The sequence below is a fragment of the Rhizobium sp. PAMB 3182 genome, from assembly GCF_052908355.1.
The window spans coordinates 2,090,819-2,110,000 of the sequence record NZ_CM128607.1 but is presented as its reverse complement, the minus strand read 5'-3'; the positions used below and the strand labels follow the sequence as shown (position 1 = coordinate 2,110,000).

Below are 19,182 nucleotides of genomic sequence, written 5' to 3'. Positions count from 1 at the left end.
CTGTTCGAACATGGGGAGACCACTCTCCAAGCCTAAGTACTCGTGCATGACCGATAGCGAACAAGTACCGTGAGGGAAAGGTGAAAAGCACCCCGACAAGGGGAGTGAAATAGAACCTGAAACCGGATGCCTACAAACAGTTGGAGGGGGCAACCCTGACAGCGTACCTTTTGTATAATGGGTCAACGACTTAGTGTAACATGCAAGCTTAAGCCGGTAGGTGTAGGCGTAGCGAAAGCGAGTCTGAATAGGGCGACCATAGTATGTTGCATTAGACCCGAAACCGAGTGATCTAGCCATGAGCAGGTTGAAGGTTGGGTAACACCAACTGGAGGACCGAACCCGCATCTGTTGCAATAGATTGGGATGACTTGTGGCTAGGGGTGAAAGGCCAATCAAACTCGGAGATAGCTGGTTCTCCGCGAAATCTATTTAGGTAGAGCGTCGAGCGAATACCCCCGGGGGTAGAGCACTGGATGGGCTATGGGGACTCACCGTCTTACTGATCCTAACCAAACTGCGAATACCGGGGAGTACTACTCGGCAGACACACGGCGGGTGCTAACGTCCGTCGTGAAGAGGGCAACAACCCTGACCTCCAGCTAAGGTCCCCAAGTCATGGCTAAGTGGGAAAGGATGTGAGGATCCCAAAACAACCAGGATGTTGGCTTAGAAGCAGCCATCATTTAAAGAAAGCGTAACAGCTCACTGGTCTAAATAAGGGTCTTTGCGCCGAAAATGTAACGGGGCTAAAGCCATGCACCGAAGCTGAGGATGTGCAGTTTACTGCACGTGGTAGCGGAGCGTTCCGTAAGTCTGTGAAGGGATACCTGTGAGGGGTCCTGGAGATATCGGAAGTGCGAATGTTGACATGAGTAACGATAAAGGGGGTGAGAGACCCCCTCGCCGAAAGACCAAGGGTTCCTGCTTAAAGTTAATCTGAGCAGGGTTAGCCGGCCCCTAAGACGAGGCGGAAACGCGTAGTCGATGGGAACCACGTTAATATTCGTGGGCCTGGTGGTAGTGACGGATTGCGACTGTTGTACTGACTTATTGGATTGTCAGTGCTGCTTAGCGGTTCCAGGAAATAGCTCCACCGTATAGACCGTACCCGAAACCGACACAGGTGGTCAGGTAGAGTATACCAAGGCGCTTGAGAGAACTGCGTTGAAGGAACTCGGCAAATTGCACGCGTAACTTCGGAAGAAGCGTGACCCTTATTTACGCAAGTAGATGAGGGTGGCACAGACCAGGGGGTAGCGACTGTTTATCAAAAACACAGGGCTCTGCGAAGTCGCAAGACGACGTATAGGGTCTGACGCCTGCCCGGTGCTGGAAGGTTAAGAGGAGGGGTGCAAGCTCTGAATCGAAGCCCCAGTAAACGGCGGCCGTAACTATAACGGTCCTAAGGTAGCGAAATTCCTTGTCGGGTAAGTTCCGACCTGCACGAATGGCGTAACGACTTCCCCGCTGTCTCCAACGCAGACTCAGTGAAATTGAATTCCCCGTGAAGATGCGGGGTTCCTGCGGTCAGACGGAAAGACCCCGTGCACCTTTACTATAGCTTTACACTGGCATTCGCCAAGGCATGTGTAGGATAGGTGGTAGGCTTTGAAGCAGGGACGCCAGTTCTTGTGGAGCCATCCTTGAAATACCACCCTTATCTTCGTGGATGTCTAACCGCGGTCCGTCATCCGGATCCGGGACAGTGTATGGTGGGTAGTTTGACTGGGGCGGTCGCCTCCTAAAGAGTAACGGAGGCGCGCGATGGTGGGCTCAGACCGGTCGGAAATCGGTCGTCGAGTGCAATGGCATAAGCCCGCCTGACTGCGAGACTGACAAGTCGAGCAGAGACGAAAGTCGGTCATAGTGATCCGGTGGTCCCGCGTGGAAGGGCCATCGCTCAACGGATAAAAGGTACGCCGGGGATAACAGGCTGATGACCCCCAAGAGTCCATATCGACGGGGTTGTTTGGCACCTCGATGTCGGCTCATCGCATCCTGGGGCTGGAGCAGGTCCCAAGGGTTTGGCTGTTCGCCAATTAAAGCGGTACGTGAGCTGGGTTCAGAACGTCGTGAGACAGTTCGGTCCCTATCTGCCGTGGGTGTAGGAATATTGACAGGATCTGTCCCTAGTACGAGAGGACCGGGATGGACATATCTCTGGTGGACCTGTTGTCGCGCCAGCGGCATAGCAGGGTAGCTATATATGGAAGGGATAACCGCTGAAGGCATCTAAGCGGGAAACCCACCTGAAAACGAGTGTTCCCTATCAGAGCCGTGGAAGACGACCACGTTGATAGGCCGGGTGTGGACGTGCAGCAATGCATGAAGCTTACCGGTACTAATAGCTCGATCGGCTTGATCGTTCTCATTGATCAATGATCATCGAAAAAAAGATGATCATCTTGTCCTGACGCTGTCGCGGCTTTCGCCGCTACGCTCCGGACGGGCCGCGCCAAAAGGCGCGACGGCCGTTCGGCCTTGCGAAGCTTCGCTTCGTCAAGTGCCAGACGGACAGGCCCAAACGCGATCAAAAATCCAGCTTCTCATGTTTTGCCCTTTGCCGACCTGGTGGTTATGGCGGGGCGGCCGCACCCGTTCCCATTCCGAACACGGCCGTGAAACGCCCCAGCGCCAATGGTACTTCGTCTCAAGACGCGGGAGAGTAGGTCGCTGCCAGGTCTGCAAAAGGCAAAACAAATCTTCTCATTCACAAACCCAAGGGCCTCATGCCCAAGACGAGGCCGCATCCAAAGCGGCCTTTTGCTTTTGAGGCAGACACTCATCAGGCTAAGCCTGAAATCGCTCCCGGGACAAAACCCGGAAACATATAACGCGGGGTGGAGCAGCCCGGTAGCTCGTCAGGCTCATAACCTGAAGGCCGCAGGTTCAAATCCTGCCCCCGCAACCAACGATCCCTGCGATAACAAAGAGCCCCCTCCGTGGGGCATTTTGCGTTTCTGAACGCCAGTATTCGCCGAACTACGAAGCAGCCCCTCGAGCGCTGCAACCTCGGCCAAAAAGGCCGGGTTCTTCTGGCCGCAGGCAAAGGTCAGGATCGCGGCCAGATCGCCGCGTAGCACGATCGCCAGTTCCTCGCCGTCAGGGACGAGATCGATCCGGCTCATCAGCGTGCGGATCCGTTCCGCTTGACCTGCCACTGAGAATTTCCTCCAGATTGGATTAGAGTCCGGCCCATCAAAGGACGGACGAATGAAGAAGCAGCGATTTACGGAAGAGCAGATTATTGCGGTGCTGAAGGAGCAGGAGGCTGGCGCGAAAGCGGCCGACCTTTGCCGCAAGCACGGGATTTCAGAAGCAACGTTTTATAATTGGAAAGCCAAATACGGCGGCATGGAAGTCTCCGAGGCGAAGCGGCTGAAGGCACTTGAAGACGAGAACGCGAGACTGAAGAAGCTGCTGGCCGAACAGATGTTGGATGCAGCCGCAGTTCGCGAGCTTCTTGCAAAAAAATGGTAGGGCCCGCCGCCAAACGCGACGCCGTCACGCATCTGAAGACCGTCATGGGTCTTTCGGAACGGCGGGCCTGCCAGATTATATCTGCGGATCGGAAGATGGTGCGATATCGGTCCTGCCGACCGCCGGAGGTAGAATTGCGGGCGAAGCTGCGCGACCTCGCCAATGAGCGAAGGCGTTTCGGATACCGGCGACTGTTCGTCCTGCTTCGGCGGGACGGAGAGCCGTCCGGCGTCAATCGCATCTACCGGCTCTATCGCGAGGAAGGTCTTTCCGTTCGCAAGCGAAAAGCCCGGCGGCGTGCGGGCGGCACGCGTGCGCCGATCCTGGTTGAAGCGAAGGCCAATGCCCGCTGGTCGCTGGACTTCGTGCATGACCAGTTTGCCTGCGGCAGACGCTTCCGCGTGCTCAACATTGTCGATGATGTGACGCGCGAATGCCTGGCGGCCATCCCGGACACATCCATCTCCGGTCGACGTGTCGCCCGAGAACTGACGACGCTGATCGAACGACGCGGCAAGCCAGGAATGATTGTCTCCGACAACGGCACCGAACTAACCTCGAATGCCATCCTTGCCTGGTCGAAGGATCACAAGGTCGAGTGGCACTACATCGCGCCGGGAAAGCCGATGCAGAACGGCTATGTCGAGAGTTTTAACGGTCGGATGCGCGACGAGTTGCTCAACGAGAGCCTGTTCTTCGGCCTCGATCATGCCCGAAGCGCCATTGCCGAATGGGCGGACGATTACAATACTTTTCGGCCGCACTCATCGCTCGGATACCAAACCCCGGCAGACTTTGCCGGGACCATCGCCGCAACCGGCTCCAACGCTGCGCAAGATGAAAGCTTCGCGTTTCCGCCGGTTGCTCACACCGCGCCTGTTGGCGTATTCAAAACCGCCGCGGCTCTAGTCGCCGCTGGGTGAAAGTTCAGTGGCAGGTCAGTCCCGGCCTGCGTCACCGCACTCAACTCATCTATTCTATTGGTCGGAAGCCGCGCTACTTCGAGGTTTCGATATACGGATGGTGATTTCGTTCAGAAAGGTCATCAATCGCGTCGTGGTGGTTGGCACGCAGCTTAGGGCGAAAGCCTTCTTGGAGTGGCGCTACAGCCGCCGCTTGATCCCTCAGTGATTGACGCGCATGTATGTCTTTGCTGCCTGGCTTCGTTATTTTACTGTTGTCGTGCCCGAGAAGAAGACTTGACCAATCTTCGCGAAATATGTGCTATGAGAATCAATAAAGCTCCCCTAAGTTGCGAAAGATGACTCTGTCGGCAATCGTCTAACCGAGGAAAGACCGACGAGCGATCGACGTGTACGAGGGCAGAGTGGACTCCAAGCTTGTGGCGCATCTGGCGCGTTGCGATTCAACCGCACTGATGGCGCTGCTTGGTGAGGCCACGATGGCTTTGTTGACGCGGGTTGGCAGCGAAGCCATCGTTCCTTCGGGCCTGGCGGAGCTCGTTGTTCATATAATCGGTGAGAGTGGGGCGCTCGGTAACGCGGCCGTTAGGAGCCTTCTTTTTGAGAAGTTGACTCCTGAGGAAGGGCAACATCTCTGCGAGCTTTTGATGGTGGCCACCTACGCGCCTGCGACAACGCTCGCGGGGGTCGACTTCGACAATGATCGGGTCAACGCTGACATGCTGCGGCGCTATTTCAATGTTGCGGCGGAGGGTGGTGACGCTTTTGCCGAGCCCACTCAAAATGCGACGGCAGACCACCAGCTCCGTGCACACCAAGTCAATGCCTATCGCAAGCTACGCCGCTTGATCACTGATCCGACGGCTTCCGCACTCGTCCACATGCCCTTCGGGGCTGGTAAACTTCGTACGGTGGCGACGGCAGTGCTGGATCTTTATAGAGGCGAGGCGGATGGGCGTCTGATAGTTTGGCTGTCGGCAGGAGAGGTCTTGTGCGACGAAGTGTTCGACGAATTGCATGCCGTGTGGCAGCAACTTGGCTCGCGCAATGTTACGGCGTTTCGGGTCTATGGTCGTCACCCAACGCCGGATCTCGATAAGATCGACAACGGGATCGTGGTGGCGGATGTCGAGAAGCTGTTTGATAGTGAGGCTGGCTTGATCAGCCTTGGCCAGCGAACACGTGCTCTTGTGCTTGGCGATGCTGAGCTGCTCAGCAATCCTAGGGCCGCTGGCATTGTCGATTCGATGTCGCGGGAAGGCGAGTTTTCAGTCATTGGCATCTCGGCGTCTCCGGCGAGTGTGATTAAAGCGCGGCCAACACTGCAGGCATTGGCGGGTAAATTCTCCGGGGCTTGTGTTTCGATAGAAGCCGATGATCCGGTGGCTTTGTTGCGCGCGGCGGGCGACGCGGACCCGATAATTGTTGAAGTAATGAAAATAGCGTCGGCAGGTCCAGACCCGCTGACGGCGACGGGCGTCGACCTCAGCACCGAAGAGATGAACGAGATAAGTCGGGATGTAGAACGCAATCATGCTCTCCTGGAAGTCGTGCTGACTGAAGCCAGGGCATCGGCAACGCCGATTGTTTTCTACGCTACGACAGCAGAGCATGCCCGGTTGTTCGCCGGGTTGCTTCGCCTTCGCGGTATGCGCGCAGCGGCTATTACCGGTGAGATGTCCCCGCAGCAAAGGTCACTCGCATTGCAGAAGTATGTCGCGCGCTCAGACAAGGTCTTGTGTCTGCATGATTGTTTTGTCTCGGGTGCCGAGATTCCTAACGTCTCGACAGCGATTCTCGCGCGCCCTACCACGTCGAGTGCCTTGATCAACGAAATGGTCGGGCGGCTCGCTAGTGGTAGGGGCCACCCCGAAAATCCCTTAAGGATTGTCGTGGCCGGTGATCCTCTTCCCGATTATCTGGTTCTGGCGCAAGGACTAGGCACCTGGGACGCCCTTAACATCTAGGAGCAACTATGCCGTTTCCTATTATTCCACAAAATCTTTCAATTACGGCGATGCGAAGCTCCGGTTATCGGGATAGCGCGCACGCCTTGGCCGAGTTGATCGACAACGCCATCCAAGCCGGGCAAGAATCAGGAGGCCAGACGCAGGTGGAACTGATCTGCGTCGATGAGGCGCCGTCGGATGGTATGCGCAAGCGCATTTCCCGTATCGCGGTCTACGACAACGCTGCGGGCATGGATACCGAAACGCTGAGAAAGGCGCTGCAGTTTGGCAATGGCTCTAGACTGGATCCGAAAAACCAGAAGGGTATCGGAAAATTCGGGATGGGTCTGCCGAACTCTTCAATTTCCCAGTGCAAGCGCGTTGATGTGTGGAGCTGGCAGCACGGAAAGGTCTTCCATTCGTTTCTCGACATCGACATGATCCAGAAGGGACGGATGATCGAGGTCCCAGATCCTACGGCATCTGCCATTCCTTCTGAATGGTTGACACTGATTGCCGGGGAGATCGCGCCGCACGGCACTTTGGTGGTCTGGAGTGACTTAGATCGGATTACCTGGAAGCAGAGCTCGACGCTGCTGCGCAATACCGAGTTTGTTGCCGGTCGGGTCTATCGACGTTTCATCACAAGGAAGTCGGTGAGAATTCGGTTGGCGGCCTATGAGCTTTCCGCTGGCAAATATCAGCCCAGCTACGAGAGCTTCGTGCGGCCAAACGATCCCCTATATCTGACCACAGGCACCAATACGCCGGCGCCGTTTGATCAGCTGACGGCGTTCGAACTCTTTGGTGAGCCGGTGCCTTTGACCGTAGGATATAATGGCCAAGAGCACCTGGTTACTATTCGCGCTTCTATTTCTAAGAAAGAGGCGCGGAAGGAGGGCGGGAACCGTCCGATCGGACGCCATACAAAGAAGAACCAAGGCATTTCGGTCGTCCGTGCTGACCGCGAACTTGAACTCAATCGAAGCTTCGAGAATTCGTATGATCCGCGTGAACGCTGGTGGGGCATTGAAGTTGAGTTCGAGCCTGCGCTCGACGATGTATTCGGTGTGACGAACAATAAGCAGGCCGCGACCGGCTTCTATAAAATGGATCTGGGCGATGATGCCTTGGCCGAGGGTATGGACGAAAGCGAATATCGTGACATGCTGAGGGCCGACCGCGATCCTAGACTTCCTATGTACCGGATTAGCCGCGAGATTGATAAGCTTCTGGATGCAATGCGCGCCCGCATCGCCAAGATGAAGGAAGGTGAACGGACAGCCAAGCGGCGTGAATCCGATGAAACAAAGGCCGAAAAAGCAGCCACTGACGCTGTCAATCGCCGGCGCGAGCGCATCGGTGACGCTGGCCGAAGCGACCGCGGTGAAAAAGAGTCATCGGAGGCCCGCACTCAGGCTCTAATGCTGGAAATCGTCAACGACGGTGTCGAGGAAACCGTCGCACAGCAGATCGCGGTTGACTATGTCGGCAAGAAAATCAAATTCCGCTTCCGTCATGCCGAAGTTTCCGGTCAGACCATATTCGACATCTCGACAACCGGAGGGATCATTCTCATAACGCTCAACACGCGCCATCCGGTCCATGAAAAGCTCTTTGAAGCTCTAAGAGACGAGGAAGCTCCGAGCAACGCATATGCTAAAGAGGTTTTATCGCTGATCGCTGCGTGGGCCCGACTTGAAGATGAAGCGCCAACGGAAAAGGCCCGAGTTGCGATTGAAGACATACGGCTGCAATGGGGCCGTATGGCCATGGATTTTTTCGAGCTCGAGGAAGATTGACGGTTTCTAAGTCGAGGGAGCGTGCCAATGAGCGGTCAAGACGCTGTCCGAGGGTTTGCAGTGCAGACGCTCATTTGCTTGCTGAATGCGCTTGAGACGGGCGCAACACAATGGCGGTTTGTCACCATCGAGCCTGATGTTGCCGGAGATAAGGTAGACATTCTGTGGGCCTTCGAGAACGACAGCCTTGCCCAACAGGTTAAGTCCTCGAAGAACCAAATCGGTCGTGCGGCCGTCGAAGCGTGGTGCCTCGAACTAAGCCAATCCAAATCCGCCAAACGATATCAATTGATGCTTGCAGGGCCAATAGCCGCCGCGGTCCTCGACGACGCTCCCTTCCATGGGGTCGAGGTACCTACACCGACATCGATGGACACCCTGGCGCTGATAGATCAAGCCGTTACCAAGCTCGATCGCTATCTTCTAGCGAAAGCGTTCCCTCCAATACCTCTTCCAATGCGCGAGGCAATGGTCAGCTTGGTGTCGGCGCGGCTTATCGACGGGTCAATAAGGGCGGAAAAAGTCTCTAGGGAGGTTTTTGACGGTTGGCTGCAAGAGTGGATATTGATGGCCTATCCTTCCGCCGTCGAACAGAGATTGTCGGCCAATTGCGATATCTTATGGAGCAGCCTGCAACTTGCGGGTCCTATGAGTCTCGGGAACCAGGCCTATGAGATCGTCCTGCCGCTGCAAGTTATCAATGGCGGGCTTACCGTTGCTGTTGTCGAATGGTTCTTGTTGCGGGTGCACCACAAGGATCGCCAGATGCTTTACCGGCCAGAAATGAGGCTGCCCGCGGACGGTGGCTCGGTCGATGATCTGCGCCTTGGGGCGGTCCCATTTGCTGAGTTCGCGGTGAACCCCGGGACAGGCGAGGCAGTCCGCGTTTTGTTTACCCCGATCGAGAGGACTGGGTTTGATACCGGCCTTTGGCCCGACGGTACGCATGAACTGGAACTGTGGGTCAAATACGCAGCCGTTCCAGATCCGCGGAAGATTAAGACGGTGTCCGCTCATATTTCGGTCGACCATCGAGTAGTGCTCGGATCGAGACAAACGCGGACAATTCGCCTCTCGTCGCTCGATAGCTTCCTTGAAATACTCTGATTTGTTTCAATTCGGCTAGCCGCTTGCATTTTAGTGGGGCCGAAATCGGAGGCAGCGTCATGTAAGAGGAGAATGCGGGAGTGCTGTTTGCGGGGTAACGCTTTATGCATGCAGTTTAAAGAGTTGTGTTGTGACGGCGTTTTGGACATTGATCGAATCAATACCTCGTCTACAACTTTACAGAGCTACGGGGGCGGAGCGTGTCAGAAACAGCATCTATACATACGTGGGTCAGGTTTCTTAGGAATTACGGGCCGATCCCCACCAATGACAATATGTATGACGAGACGATCCAGCGCGCGCTCCGGCGCCATAAGATCCGACCGATTGAGCTTCCCGCGCCACTTCGCGACGAGCTTGTTGAAAACTTTCGCGGCCGTTCCCCAGTATCATACATCATCACCGGCACAGCCGGCGATGGAAAAACATATCACTGTCGAGAGGTCTGGATCCGGCTCGGCGGTGATGGGAACCTCTGGAACCGGGGCGACAAGGTTCAGCGAATGGCCATTGGTGACGGCCGCTCACTGGTCGTCGTCAAAGATCTGAGCGAATTGCGCGACGATGAAAGTGCATCGCTTATCGCCGATTTCTCGGCCGACATCGCGAACCCGGACGCTGCAACATCATATCTCCTTGCCGCCAATCACGGGCAGCTCCTCGAGAAACTCAAATCCGCGCCGAAAACACCTGAGATCGAACGGGCCAGCCAGGTTGTCGAAGACCTCTTGGTAACGGGCGTGACAAACGACGCGGGAATTCGTCTCGAGGTGAAGGACCTCAGTCGATCTCCGGCGGCTCAGATGATAACGGCGATCATCGAGGCGATAACCGAGCACGAAGGTTGGCGGGGATGCGAAAGCTGCTCCGCGCGCAGCGACGGCGCTATCTGTCCCATTTTCGAAAATCGCCGACGGCTCATAGGTGCCGGCGAAGATGATCCGTTCAAGAAGCGGCTCGCGGCGGTCATTGAACTCAGCGAGCGCAACGGAAGCCATTTTCCGGTGCGTCAGCTCCTAGCATTGATCGCCAACAGTCTCCTCGGTCATCCCAACGCCCGGGACGGGTTGATGACATGCGCCGATGTGCCCGCCTTGCAGGACGCCGGACACCTCGATCTTGCGAGCATTTACCGGAACATTTTCGGCGAGAACCTGAAGCCAAGCAGGGCGGAGAAGACAGAGCTTTTCCGCAAGCTCAATGCGTTTGGAATTGGAGCGGAGACAAGCAACCGGGTTGACAATCTGCTGGTCTATGGTGCCGACGACCCAGCGTACAAGGCCGACTACGATGAACTTGTAATCTCGGATCCTATCTACGGAGCGACGGCCGCGTTCACCAACGCTCAACGCACTTATCTTGAGGGCGCGGATTCTAATGAACGCGCCGCTTTCCTCGGAGCGCTACGCGCTCAACGGCAGCGCCTGTTCTTTACGATGCCCCAGACAAAAATCGATGAATACGACCTCTGGGACCTCAGCGTCTTCCGTTACGCCGGGCTCTACCTCGAAACGTCTCAGAAGATCGCCGCCGGACAGGCCGCACCCCGGCAGGCGGTGAGCATGATCGTCCGCGGTCTTAATCGTATCTTCACGGGCATGTTGATCCAGAACCAGGATGAGCTCGTGCTCGCGACATCTGGCAGCTTCTCCCAGTCGAAGCGCAGTCCGCTGCTCGATGAAATCATCTCCGTGCCTCGGGCGAGCGGCGAAGAGGTCAGCATTGTCCCGGACACAGCTGGCCGAAACTTCGGAGTATCGGTCAAGCTGGTGCGCGGTGGCGAAATTCCGCCCGTGTTCCTGGCCCTGTCTCCGACCCGGTTCGAGTTTTTAGGGCGGGTAGCCGAGGGCGCCCTGCCCAGCAGTTTTTCGCTTGAATGCCACGAGGATCTACTGGCTTTCAAAGCCCGGTTGCTGCGGGAGACCGAAAACCGCCGCAAGCTCGATGGGGATGATGCGACTGCAGACGGTGAACTTGTACTGCGATTTATCGACGTCAGTTCCGATGGCCGCGCTCAGCCGCGACGTGTGATCGTGCGAGTATGACAATGGAATTTCTGGATCGCCCCACCCACTTTGAAGAACGCACCGGGCCTGCTTATTGGATCGACGAAGCGATCTGGGGACATCGCCTCCATGATGAGCAGTCACCGTGGTTGACATTCCTCGAGTTTTTGACGGTCCTGCTTTCGGAGCATCGTGAAGGCCGGGCACTTAGCGAAGAAACGTATAACAGCCTCTCCTATAAGCCGCAGCTTCAGCTGCGCCTGCGTAACCTCGTGTTCAACAATCCCCATGTGATGACCGTTCGCGCAGAAGCGGGGTCAGACGACGCGGCATGGTCGCTTTGGCTCGGCAAGATGGCGGAAACAGCGGGCGGCATCGACAAGCCTGATTTCAGCTATCTTCGCGATCGGTTCGAAACTTTTGATGATTTTGCGGCGGTCTTGAACTTCCTTCAGGGTTCGGCGATTGAAGGGTCAAGCAACAAGCGGTGGAGCTCCAAATTCGTCTTCCCGTTTGGCCCTAATTCTCTGTTCGAAGACGTCAACGTCAAGCCAAATGGTAGCGTGTCGAACGATCGCCGGTTTTTCGCCCGCACCGGCGAAATCCTCTATCTCATGTTAAGCAGGAGCAAACACGCTGACGAGCTTCGCGCCCTGCTAACCTCCCGTTTCCTGGACCAACCGGCGCCCTACGATACGATGGCACGCGCGCTTCAGGGAGATATCCAGCTCGCCAAGGCTGAACGTGGGGGCGCCTATCTGCCATGTGCACGGCATCCTGTCTTCGATCGGATGGCGGAAGATTGGCTTTCGATCCTGAAGTTGCCCATTCCCGGCCACGACGCAATCCCCCACCTTGTGACCACTGCTGGTCTAAATTTGCTTCTTTATCAACTCGACCGGGCACGAGAGTTGCTCGATCGCTCCCCTGTCGAACTCGTTTGCGAAATCGTCTCGCCCAAAAAGTCCGTTGTTCGGGATCTGTCCGCCGACTCGTATCAACACAATAACATGCTGCCGCAGCTGGCGATCGAGCGATTTATCATGCGCATTGCCGAGACGCCCGCTTGGACCGCCGCCGTTGCATCAGACGAACCCGTGTTGAGGGCCAGCGACCTGATGCAGCGCGAGTTTGGATGGCCGGACGGCGAAGATGACGAGACGGTCGGTGATCCAAAGCAACTGCTTGACGAACTGCTAGGGAAGGCCACCACCCGTCACAAGCAGCACGTTGGTAAGATTCACGCGACATGGTCACGCGCAATCGGATTGTCATCGCGCCGATCAAGCCGAAGGGTGCGCTATGCCCCTACCGATCGACTGCTAAAGACCTTGGTTGTGGCCTGCGTCGAAAACAGGCTTGAATTCAAAGACTTCCTGACGCGCTTAAACCAGCGCTACGGGATCATTATTGGCGACGCGCAGGCCCGGTCGTTTGTCGATACCGGGACCGCAGATCAAGAAGACTTTTCGGACAATGCGCATCGCCTTGAAGAGCGATTGGCGAGCTTGGGTCTTCTCAGGCGCCTGTCCGACAGCTGCGCCTATGTCGAAAATCCATTCCAGAGAGCGAGAGTCGAGTGAACCCCTCTGATCTCATTGGCGCCGCCGGCGCGACATCGATCCGCTTGCGTCTTGACGGGCTCTCGCCCGAAGATGGCATGGCGCGCTACCTCCTCGATCGTCTGACCGGCGAACAGGTGGCCGCTATCACCCAAGCCTTGCTTACCGATGCAAAAGTATCCGCGCTCCTCAAAATCGCGTTGCCGCGTAGCCTAGTCTCACCGTTCGGTCTCCCGGATAGCGTGATGACAGACGAACGGATGGTGGCGATCCGGCACGCCGACTATGACCGACCTGCACTACTTTTTGCCAACACGGATGAAGATCAAGGTGCCTCTCTCGGGGATGTCACCCTGATCGGGGCGAAGCAACTGACAGAGGAGCCAGGCCCTTGGGTCGAGGCAGCCGCCGTCGGGCTTGGTCTGAGCGACAGCCAGATCGCGACCTGGACGGCCGCGTTAAGAGGTCTGACCGCAGCCGATGACTGGACGCTTCATCAGATTGCGACCTATGTCGCCATGACTCGCTTCCGAATTGAAACCGAAGCGGTACCGGTCACGGACGCACTCGGGTGGGCCCTTCCGGCGTTGCGTCTGCCGCGCGATAGCGGTTTCTTCCTTGGGCTTGGCGAACGCGATCGCGAAGTCCCGCGTCGGTGGAAGAAGCTGTTCGAAAAGCTCGTCGCGGATCGAAAACCTTTGATGGTCAAGCAGCGCCCCAATCGTCAGCTTATCGAAAATGAAGAGTTGAGAGAGCAGTTTGCCGAGGTAAGGGACGATATCCCGGCCAATGTCCATCCTGCGATTGAAGCATTCATTGAGGCCGCACCGGGATGGGGGCCGGAAGCAGAAGCACTGAGCGTCTTCGAATGGGAGGCCGAAAGCGTTCTGCAGCTGTTTTCAGGGATTAAGCGGAAGAAAACCTCGCTTGCCCAAGAGACAATCAATTTCTTTGAGTTCACATTCCCGGACCGACTGAGTCCAGCCGACAACGACTACCTGCGCGTCCTCAAGGGGCGATCGCTGAAGGAAACGCGCGAGGACGATCGCGAATTCTTCGAGGCTCATCGCGATGATCTCGCGCAAGACAAGGCTCTCAGGGTCAAGTGGGAGCGCTTCGTCTTCGGTCGCCCGATCGAATGCACCGATTTCCTTGAAGGCTTGCTGCGTGTGATTGAACGTCTGTTTGGCCAGGTCAACCTTGGAGGCGGACCGCGCAAACTGAGCATCAAATCGGCCAGGCGCTCGCGCAACCAGTGGCTCGACCTCAATGCTGACGTTGGCCTTTATTTCGGCGTGCGCTACAGAGGGTTGCCGGCGCTCTTCGGATCAGCCGTGGACTGGGACGTACCGCATCTCTTTGCCTACGAAGAACTGCTCGATCGCGCCAAGACCCGTCAGAAGAAGTACCGGCGAAACGAGTCGACGGCACGAAGTGCCTTGCAGATCAAATTCGATGTGGCTCTGACGGCCGGACGGGAACGAGCAACCGTTCAGCTAGTATGGACCGCTCAGCCATCAGCCATTGGTCTGGAACTTCCGAAGGATCTCGGCCGCCTTCTTAAGCGACCATTCGGACGCAGCAGCGTCGCGCGCCTCTCTGTTAGTCGAAAAGGCGCCCTCCAAACGGTATCTCTAAGCGATACCGGGACACTGCAACCAGCCTTCGGCCAGGATTCCGGGACGCTCATCCCGCGCACCAACACCGGCATCGACCTTGCGAAGGTCTTCCCAAAGCTCTTGAAAGAGGCAAAGGAGGCCGGCCGGATTACACAGCCAGGTGCTGACGACATTGCCGCGGCATGGAAGGAATTCGCCTCCTTGTACGCCGACGCACTTAGCTCGCTGCAGTCGTCAGGGTACGCGTCCGCTACTCTTGTCGCGCAGGCCGACGCCTATGGGGCGCTGCTGAACAGCTTGGCCAAGAATGCCATAGGTGATCTTAACCGCCGCGACATTTGGGAGCCGGCGCTGCGTATCGGCACGATCGAAGTCCTGGGAAGCACGCCGTCAGCCATCGTTGCGCCGTGGCATCCACTGCGTCTGGTCGGTGTCGCCGCGAAAATGCGATCGGTGGCAGGCTTGGCCGACTATCTCTTGTCGGATGTCGATGTGAATTTCGGCGACTCGCGTCTGTTTTTCAGCGATCTTCGCGACGAACTTAGCCATCCGCTCTATCCCGAACTCGCCGTCGGCTATGACAGCGGCGAACCTGTCCTGCTTACGGAAACAAGCACGGTCAACGATTATAGCCTGCTTGAGCGGCCCGTCCGGGATCCGACCGAGGCAACCACGGACGTTGATCCATCGGAGGCCGCGCGCCAGATCCGCGCTCTGCTTGAACGCTACCTTGATCTCCAGCCGCATGAACGGTCGAACCTCAGCATCATGCTCTACAATTGCGACGCTGCCGGCTTGCCGCTCGCAACCGTGAGCGCGCTGAGTTCCGTGCAAGACCAGGAAGAAGTCCGTTGTAACGTGCTCGTCCGCCATCGCGACCGCAGCCGATTGTCCGGCGTTTACACCGAGCTGCTTGAACGATCGGAAAATGATCCCGATGCGGTGGTAGTCAGCGAGACATCACGAAATTTCATGTCGAAGCTGCGTATCGGCGTCATGCTAGACGTCGCGGGCGCATCAAAGTCGGGCGGAGCACGCGAGATAGACGTGGCATTCCTGCATGACGTTGTGTCCCGTCAAGCGCGCGAACAGTGGTTTCCGGTTCCGGCTCTGCCGGATAATCCATCGTTGCTGGAACACGTACCGGCGCGTTGGTCATACCGGCGGGTCACCGCCGAGGACGAACTCAAGGCGACGAGCTACCTGACGTGCCCGCGTCAGCCAGATGCTGGTTGGGCCTATATCGACGCCGTCGCGAACATTGTTCGTCGCCAGTCGCACGCGCCAGACGGGCACTATCTGCCGGCCCGCCAGATCTCCTTCCAGGATGGTGGGCTGAAGGGGATGTTCGACGAGGTGCATAAGATGGCGGAGTGGGTCGCCACCTACGATGATCTTCTCGACAAGCGGCAGCTTGCCGCCCAGGGGATCAACGTGATCCGGTATCGTCGCCAACGCACGCACGGCCGCAACATGGTCGTCTCGTCGACATCGGAGCTGCGAATACTTCACGTGCTGGTCAAGCGGCGGCTTGCGGAACTCTCCTTGGGTCTTGACGACGACCGCCTCGCAGGTCTCGCGCGACGAATGATTGAAGACGCCAATGCCATATCGGGCGATATCGTTCTGCGGGCAGCCAAACGGGGCGTCTCGGCCGGCGAGTTGATCGGTTTGGTGCTAAGCCGGGCCCTGATCGAAGAGGAGCTTGGTGAGCGCTCCGCTGTTGCTTGGTTCCTCCTCGATGATTATGCGGAATGGCTTGGGCAAAAAGAAGAGGGCATCGCCGACATCCTTGGCATCAGCCTCTCGACAGGAGAGGATGGTCTTCCAAAGCTCAGGGCAATCGTAACCGAAGCAAAATACGTCGATCAATCCGGTTTGGCGGAGGCGAGCCGCAAGTCACGCAGCCAGTTGCGGCAGACCGTTTCTCGCATTGATGATGCCCTGTTTGGCGATCCCGGGCGGCTTGATCGCGACCTTTGGCTCTCCAGGATCTCCGATTTGTTGCTGGATGGTACGGCAGCACTGGGCCAGGCAAATCTTCTCGAACGCGTCCGCGACGGAATTCGCCGGGGAGCGGTCCCTATCGATTTGCGCGGTTACTCACACATCTTCGTCTCCGGTCCGGCAACAGACAGCAGTTCGCCGGGTGAGCAGGATGAGTTGCCGGAGATTCATATGGGGCTTCAGGAGACATTTACGCGCGAGGGACTTCGCAAACTGATCAAGGCCTACGAGGCGAAACAAAGCCTTACAGAACTTCGCAGGCAGCTCGGCGAAAAAAACACCTGGAACTTGGTCAGTTATCGTCATCCGGCTCCGCCGGTGGATTGGACCAAGGCCATCCAGAAAGAGCCTTCGATTGCTGCGACCGAACAGGCCATCAGCCATGATTATGACCAGGATGACGACGAAGGGGATTCTGAAGGCGGGATCGTTATCGAGGCTGTAGAACCCGTCACCGGCAATAATCCTTCGCTCGCCGCGGGTGGCGATCGCGGTGGCCTGTCTGGCGGGGAAACCATGCCCGCCTCGGTCTCGGTGCAAACCAAGGACGAGACAGCTATCTCAACACCGTCTCTTAATAACACGCAGCCGGGTGCCCTGGAATTGCCGAGCGTCGAGGCGACTGCACCGACACCCGACGAATATGCCCACGCTCGTATCGATGTTAGTATTGCTGCTCTGGCCGAAGCTCGTTCCCAGAAAGTGCGTGAAAACTCGTCGGACGAACGCGACTGGCTGGACAGCACCGCACAAAAGTTGCGCTCTGCGCTTCTCGGCTACAATCTCCAGGCCAAAATTGTAGGGACGCGACTGACCCCAAATGCCGCACTCATCCGTTTCATGGGGTCGGATCGTCTGCGCGTTGAAGATATCGAAGCGAAACAATCATCTCTTCTCACAACGCATGGGCTTAGGCTGATCACGATTTCACCGTTGCCGGGCGAGATTGTCGTCGGCGTTGCGCGCCCACAGCGACAGGTCGTTTCCCTTTGGGATGTTTGGGGCCGACGGGAAATCAATCGCAATGCCGCAGGGGTGAACACCTCGTTTGTGCTTGGCCTGAAGGAACTCGATGGCGATATCCTCTATCTCAACCTTGGCGGTTCATTCGCCGGCGGCCAACAACACGAGCCTCACACACTCGTCGCGGGCGCAACAGGATCAGGGAAATCAGTGCTGATCCAAGCGCTTCTCCTCGACATCGCTGCGACCAACTCAAGCGATTTGGCGCACATTTACCTCATCGATCCGAAGATGGGTGTCGACTACGCCGCAATCGAGCGGCTGCCGCATCTGCAGGGCGGAGTGATCGTCGATCAATCGCGGGCGGTTGACGTTATGGAGGGTCTCGTCACGGAGATGGAGCGCCGCTATGAGCTGTTCCGATCAAAGGGGGCTCGTGACATTCGGGCATTCAATGCCAAGGTGGAGGCCAGCGAGCGGCTGCCATATATCTTTCTGGTTCATGACGAATTTGCTGAATGGATGCTGACAGAAGATTACAAGTCTGCAGTGACATCCAACGTATCGCGATTGGGCGTTAAGGCACGCGCTGCCGGCATACATCTTATCTTTGCAGCGCAACGGCCTGATGCCAACGTTATGCCAATGCAGCTACGTGACAATCTCGGCAATAGATTGATCCTGAAAGTTGCGAGTGCCGGAACATCCGAAATCGCACTGGGCGTTAAGGGAGCGGAACAGCTCTTAGGCCTCGGTCACCTTGCGGCAAGGCTCAGTGGGGAACCAGCGATCATCTATGCGCAAGCGCCGTTTCTGTCAGATGATGATATCGATATAGCGGTTGATTCAATTTGCTCAAGCGACGCGGGTAGCAGATGAAGAGAGAGCAATCTGCTATCCAACCCGCAATTCGGATTTTCACGTGCGGTTGTGGAAAGCCGGATTGCGTAATGGCGACCCTCGATCCGTTCCGCGAACATATAGCAGCCTTGATCCATGGGATATTTTCAGCGGGACACTTTGGCTTGATCGATGGCTGCGATGACACACAATATCCGTGGCCGGGTGTGACATTTCCCCTGCAAATGGCTGCCAGCATTGAGGACGTCTTCGCAGACCCGTCATATATCGACGAGTCGGATGCCGGCCTTTATTGTGGAAGCGCTTGGGATCACGATGAAGAAGATAGGCATGCAGCGTCAGAGTATGTTGCTGCTTTGACAATCTTCAATTTTGTCTGGATGGCATACGAAGACGCTATACGGCAGTCGAATATTGTTGCCTTTTCGCGTGAGAAACTTCCCGTGCGAGCCAGAAAGCACTTTGCTGAACATGCCAGCCAAATCGATCAGATACCTGCATTGATGTATCTTTATAGGATTGCTCGAAATTGCTGCCTACATGCAGAACCTATAGCTGACGAGGTTAAAGCGATAGAGACCAAGTACAAGCTGACTGGAGCCTCTGCGGCTGCTGAACTCGGGCGCGTGTTTAGGAACTATGTGGTGCACGGCTCTGATCCGATTCCATTGGACGGATTTCCGAAGGGCTGGGGACTCGCGCGGTTCTACACAGTGTCTCGTATGATCTTGGTTCTCATTCAGTGTCTGGTCAGATTGCGCTTAACCGACGCAGGAATGCCGATACCTCTCTCGCTCATGCGCGATCAAGAAGTAGAGGAGGCCGGCGTGATTTTCACGCGGTTGCATCAAAAAGCTAATTTATGGCGCCGATATCCATCGCAACAGGTGAGATAGCTGG

8 protein-coding genes, 1 tRNA gene and 2 rRNA genes (1 of these 11 running past the window's edge) are annotated in these 19,182 nt (G+C 56.7%); all 11 read left to right on the top strand.

Annotated elements, in window-relative coordinates; translation table 11 throughout:
- Positions 1–2,369 (top strand): 23S ribosomal RNA (locus ACU5AZ_RS10385) (it extends 432 nt beyond the left edge of the window).
- Positions 2,370–2,570: 201 nt separating this feature from the next.
- Positions 2,571–2,685: ribosomal RNA gene (gene rrf / locus ACU5AZ_RS10380) — 5S ribosomal RNA — on the top strand.
- A 152-nt stretch (positions 2,686–2,837) separates the two neighbouring features.
- A tRNA-Met gene (locus tag ACU5AZ_RS10375) sits at positions 2,838–2,914 on the top strand.
- Between the two features lie 302 nt (positions 2,915–3,216).
- A protein-coding gene (locus tag ACU5AZ_RS10370) for an IS3 family transposase (protein ID WP_446822318.1) occupies positions 3,217–4,406 on the top strand; the annotation gives its coding sequence in 2 pieces (ribosomal slippage) (positions 3,217–3,469 and positions 3,469–4,406; 1,191 coding nt in all).
- Positions 4,407–4,810: 404 nt separating this feature from the next.
- Complete coding sequence (locus ACU5AZ_RS10365) at positions 4,811–6,373, top strand: DEAD/DEAH box helicase (RefSeq protein ID WP_446822317.1); 1,563 nt, start codon at positions 4,811–4,813, stop codon at positions 6,371–6,373.
- Positions 6,374–6,381: 8 nt separating this feature from the next.
- Entirely contained in the window at positions 6,382–8,157 is a 1,776-nt protein-coding gene (locus tag ACU5AZ_RS10360; protein WP_446822316.1) for an ATP-binding protein, read from the top strand.
- 27 nt (positions 8,158–8,184) lie between these two features.
- On the top strand, positions 8,185–9,264 hold the full coding sequence (locus tag ACU5AZ_RS10355; protein ID WP_446822315.1) for a hypothetical protein: 1,080 nt from the start codon (positions 8,185–8,187) through the stop codon (positions 9,262–9,264).
- Between the two features lie 275 nt (positions 9,265–9,539).
- A complete protein-coding gene (locus ACU5AZ_RS10350) occupies positions 9,540–11,309 on the top strand; it encodes a hypothetical protein (RefSeq protein ID WP_446822314.1) in 1,770 nt (589 codons plus the stop codon).
- Between the two features lie 2 nt (positions 11,310–11,311).
- Positions 11,312–12,853, top strand: coding sequence for a hypothetical protein (locus tag ACU5AZ_RS10345; RefSeq protein WP_446822313.1), 1,542 nt, complete (start codon positions 11,312–11,314; stop codon positions 12,851–12,853).
- Between the two features lie 77 nt (positions 12,854–12,930).
- A complete protein-coding gene (locus ACU5AZ_RS10340) occupies positions 12,931–18,300 on the top strand; it encodes an FtsK/SpoIIIE domain-containing protein (protein ID WP_446822312.1) in 5,370 nt (1,789 codons plus the stop codon).
- A 71-nt stretch (positions 18,301–18,371) separates the two neighbouring features.
- A complete protein-coding gene (locus ACU5AZ_RS10335) occupies positions 18,372–19,178 on the top strand; it encodes a hypothetical protein (protein ID WP_446822311.1) in 807 nt (268 codons plus the stop codon).
- The last annotated feature ends 4 nt before the right edge of the window (positions 19,179–19,182 follow it).